At 64.1% G+C, this 3,626-nt stretch carries 2 protein-coding genes and 2 pseudogenes; 1 reads left to right on the top strand and 3 read right to left on the bottom strand.

Annotated features, from left to right (window positions below; genetic code table 11):
- Positions 1 to 260: pseudogene (locus AHiyo1_RS24640) on the bottom strand (4-alpha-glucanotransferase); the annotation flags it as partial.
- Between the two features lie 387 nt (positions 261 to 647).
- On the opposite strand from AHiyo1_RS24640, the gene AHiyo1_RS09175 reads away from it, so the two are divergent.
- Positions 648 to 1,673: a PHP domain-containing protein gene (locus AHiyo1_RS09175; protein ID WP_059388360.1), complete on the top strand. Its 1,026-nt coding sequence runs from the start codon at positions 648 to 650 to the stop codon at positions 1,671 to 1,673.
- Here the strand turns inward: AHiyo1_RS09175 and AHiyo1_RS09170 are convergent.
- Both AHiyo1_RS09170 and AHiyo1_RS09165 read right to left on the bottom strand, forming a co-directional pair.
- A complete protein-coding gene (locus tag AHiyo1_RS09170) occupies positions 1,670 to 2,713 on the bottom strand; it encodes a HoxN/HupN/NixA family nickel/cobalt transporter (protein WP_059388361.1) in 1,044 nt (347 codons plus the stop codon). The genes AHiyo1_RS09175 and AHiyo1_RS09170 overlap by 4 nt on opposite strands.
- Positions 2,713 to 3,598, bottom strand: a pseudogene (locus tag AHiyo1_RS09165) (urease accessory protein UreD). The gene AHiyo1_RS09170 and the pseudogene AHiyo1_RS09165 overlap by 1 nt, the downstream one beginning before the upstream one ends.
- Between the last annotated feature and the right edge of the window lie 28 nt (positions 3,599 to 3,626).

Here is a 3,626-nt window from a genome sequence, read left to right as displayed (position 1 = left end):
CGCCGCCACGGCGCCACTTCCGCGTCCGCAAGGGCCGCTTCGATCTGCTCGTCGGAATGGGCGGCGACCCCCAGGGCACCAAGCACCTGGATCAACGTGGTGGGCGAAACGTCGTGCTGCAGCCCATCCCAGCCATGGAACGACGTCCCGACGCCGTGAGCATCCGCGAGCCGGTGGAGCAGGTCCTCGTCAATGGCGGGGTTGGTAGCGGGTGGAATCGCCGTGGTGTCGGTGGCCTGCTGGATGGGAGTGTTGGTCATGTCCGCCTCGTCTGCGATGTGATTCGTCCGAAGGTGCATACCGCCCCGCGTGCAACTCAAGCGAGGCAACTGGTTCCGATTATTGCAGGGCGGTGATGGCCGTCCCACTTATTCCGGCAGCATGACGCCCCCAACCCGAAACCCTCGCTCACATGATCTGAGCGAGCGTCGGTCGAAACACCCGCATACGTGAGCGGCGTCGGTCGAAACACCCGCATACGTGAGCGGGCGTCGGTCGAAACACCCGCATACGTGAGCGAGCGTCAGTCGTAGACCCTACATATCCGAGCGAGCGTCGGAAGTCCCGAACCCTCGCTCACAAACAACCACCAAAATCCGAACCCTCGCTCACATACGTATGGGCGCGGCGTGGTACATGATTGAGCCATGGACGCCATCGACGCGCTCAATGAAACCGCCTTCTGGCTGGAACGGGAACTCGCGGACAGCTTCAAGGTCCAGGCCTTCCGCCGGGCTGCGGGAGTCATCGCCGGACTGAGCCACGAGGAACTGACTGCCCGGCTCAAGGATGGCCGCCTCAAGCGGACCAAGGGAATCGGCAGCCGGACCTTCGAGGTGATCAGCCAGGCCCTGGGCGGCGCTGTTCCCGACTACCTTGAGAACCTCCGCCGTCGCGGCGCCGAACCTTTGGTCAACGGTGGACACGAGCTGAACGCCGAGCTCCGGGGCGATCTGCATAGCCACAGCAACTGGTCGGACGGCGGCTCGCCGATTGAGGTTATGGCCGACGCGGCTCGTATACTCGGCCGGGAATATATAGCATTGACCGATCACTCCCCCAACCTCACTATCGCCAACGGGCTCAGCCCCGAGCGCTTGATGGAGCAGCTCACCGTTGTGGATGGAATCAACGAACGGTGCGGGCAAGAGTCGGGCTTTCGGCTATTGGCCGGCATCGAAGTGGACATCCTTGAAGACGGAGAGCTGGACCAGTCCGCGGAACTGCTGAGCCAACTGGACGTTGTAGTGGCCAGTGTCCACTCGAAGCTCAGGTCGGACAAACGGCTCATGACCCGGCGGATGCTCACTGCCATCGAAAACCCGCACACGAACGTCCTCGGGCACTGCACCGGCCGCTTGGTGAAGGGATCGCGAGGAACGCGACCCCCATCGGAGTTCGACGCCGAAGAGGTGTTCGCCTCGTGCGCGGAACACAGGGTCGCCGTCGAGATCAATTCGCGGCCCGAACGCCAGGACCCGCCGGACGAATTGATTCAAATTGCCCTCGACGCCGGCTGCCTCTTCAGCATCGACAGTGACGCACATGCCCCCGGCCAGCTCGACTTCCTCCAGTACGGTGCGGAGCGGGCGGAAGCCAACGGGGTACCCGCCGATCGCATCATCACGACGTGGCCGTTGGATCGCCTTCTGGAGTGGCTCCAGCCCGGCTAGCGGCGCCGCGCCGCCCGGAACCGCAGGGCCGCAACCACCCACACGACGGCGAACAGCCCAATCAGCACCAGCCCGGCGTCACCGAGGTCTATTTCGCCCAGCCACGTGGTGACCGGATCGCTCAGTCCAAAGGCCGCATTGAGGAAACCGCCCAGTGTGATGACCGAGATGAAGAGCGCCGAAAAGGCCGAGATACCGGTGATAATGGCGTTGAATCCAAGCTTGCGCTGGGGATCGTGGATGGCGGATTTGTACATCCGCATCATGGCCACGCCGTTGATGGAATCGCAGAGGGTCATTGCCGCGGTGAAGGCCAGCGGCAGCGCCAGGAGGGCAAGAACAGACACGCCCGCGAGCGACGCCGCCGTCGTGAGCACCAGCAGCCCGATGGTGGTGGCGGTGTCGAATCCAAGCCCGAACAAGAACCCGATCACGTAGATGTTCCGCGGACGCTGGACCTTGGATAGCGGCTTGGCCAAGAGCCGCGCGATGAACCCTTTGGTTTCGAGGTCGTCGACGGCGATCGCGCCGCCGGCCTGGGCGGCGCGGTACAGCTGAATCGTACGGAGGAACGCCGACCCGTTGAAGATACCCATGGCCAGCAGGAACATCCCGGACACGCCGCTGCCGATCAGCCCCAGCACGAGGTGTCCGGTGGTGCCGTCCTCCATGAGCTGGCCCACAAGGCTGGCGCCCCCAACCACCATCACACCGGCCAGGATTACCACGGAGCTATGGCCCAGGCTGAAGGCAAAGCCGACACTCACGGGGTCCTTGCGCTGTGCCACGAATTTCCGTGTGGAATTGTCGATCGCCGCGATGTGGTCCCAGTCGTAGCTGTGTTTGATACCGGCCACATAAGCCGTCAGCACGAGACCCAGCGCCAGCGGCTGCCCGCCACTGGCGCCACCCACCAACAGGAGTACGACGGCGGCAAGGTGCAGGAGGACGACGGAGCCGAACATGAACGCGAGGCGGGACTTCATCGGGAGATGCTCACGCCACCGGTACATCGAGGCGAGTTCCGCGAGTGACGTCATCAGTACTTCCTGAGGTTCAGCGGGGCCCTGCCGTACCAGCGTCCGCGCAGAAGCTGTACAGGCACCGAGCAATCGATTCAGTTCCTCGGTGCTGTTCGAGAGGGACCGCAGGACCAGGCCCGTCGTGCCTGCAAGGGTTCGGCTCAACGACAAGCCCGAGTACGCCTCGTACCCCGCCGTCAGCCGGTGCAGTTCATCGGCGAGCGCCTGGTCAACCCGCGGATCCACCACAACGAGCGAACCCAGGTGGCTGTACCCCTCCATGAAGCCCATTCCGGTCACATCCCCCAGGGGTGGCCGGATCAGGAGGTTGTCGAGCGCAAGCAGCAAGGCGCCGTCGTCGCCCTCCACCTGGATCTCGTTCCGGAGCCGGAGTTCCCGGTACTTGAAGGAAGCGCCGTCCGGGGACCAGCCCGGAGTGATGACTTCCGCCATGATGAGGCTCGACGTCGGATGCACACTGATGTGCGTATCCTGCCGATAGCTGGCCTCCCGGTAGGCGATGAGCTGGTCGGGCGCCAACTCCAGTTCCGCCCCCTCCCCCAGCCGGATGTTCATCCGCTGCTCAGCAAACGATCCCGGAGTCCGATAGATCTTCGTGGCAGACTGCGTCGTCAAAAGCAGCGAAGCCCCAGCCTCGACCTCCACATCCACAACATAGAGATCCGCCCCCAAATACGCCCCGCCCGGATTGACCACGACATAACAAACCTGCCCAGACCCATCCAAGTAGTGCGGCCTCAAAACCCGCAAGGCACCCTGATGAAACTGCTGCACGGCCACGGAACGACCAGCACGAAGGGCGACAACGAGGTCGAGGCGCCCCCGAGGTGAGACGACAGCAGCAGCGGAGCCGGATATAGAGGGCCGCGGCGTGGCGGGCACCGCGAAGGGCCCACTGCCGCGAGGGCCC

Source organism: Arthrobacter sp. Hiyo1 (assembly GCF_001263615.2).
Lineage (GTDB): Bacteria > Actinomycetota > Actinomycetes > Actinomycetales > Micrococcaceae > Arthrobacter.
Note: the sequence above shows the minus strand (reverse complement) of the source record. Positions and strands in the feature narration are given on the sequence as shown.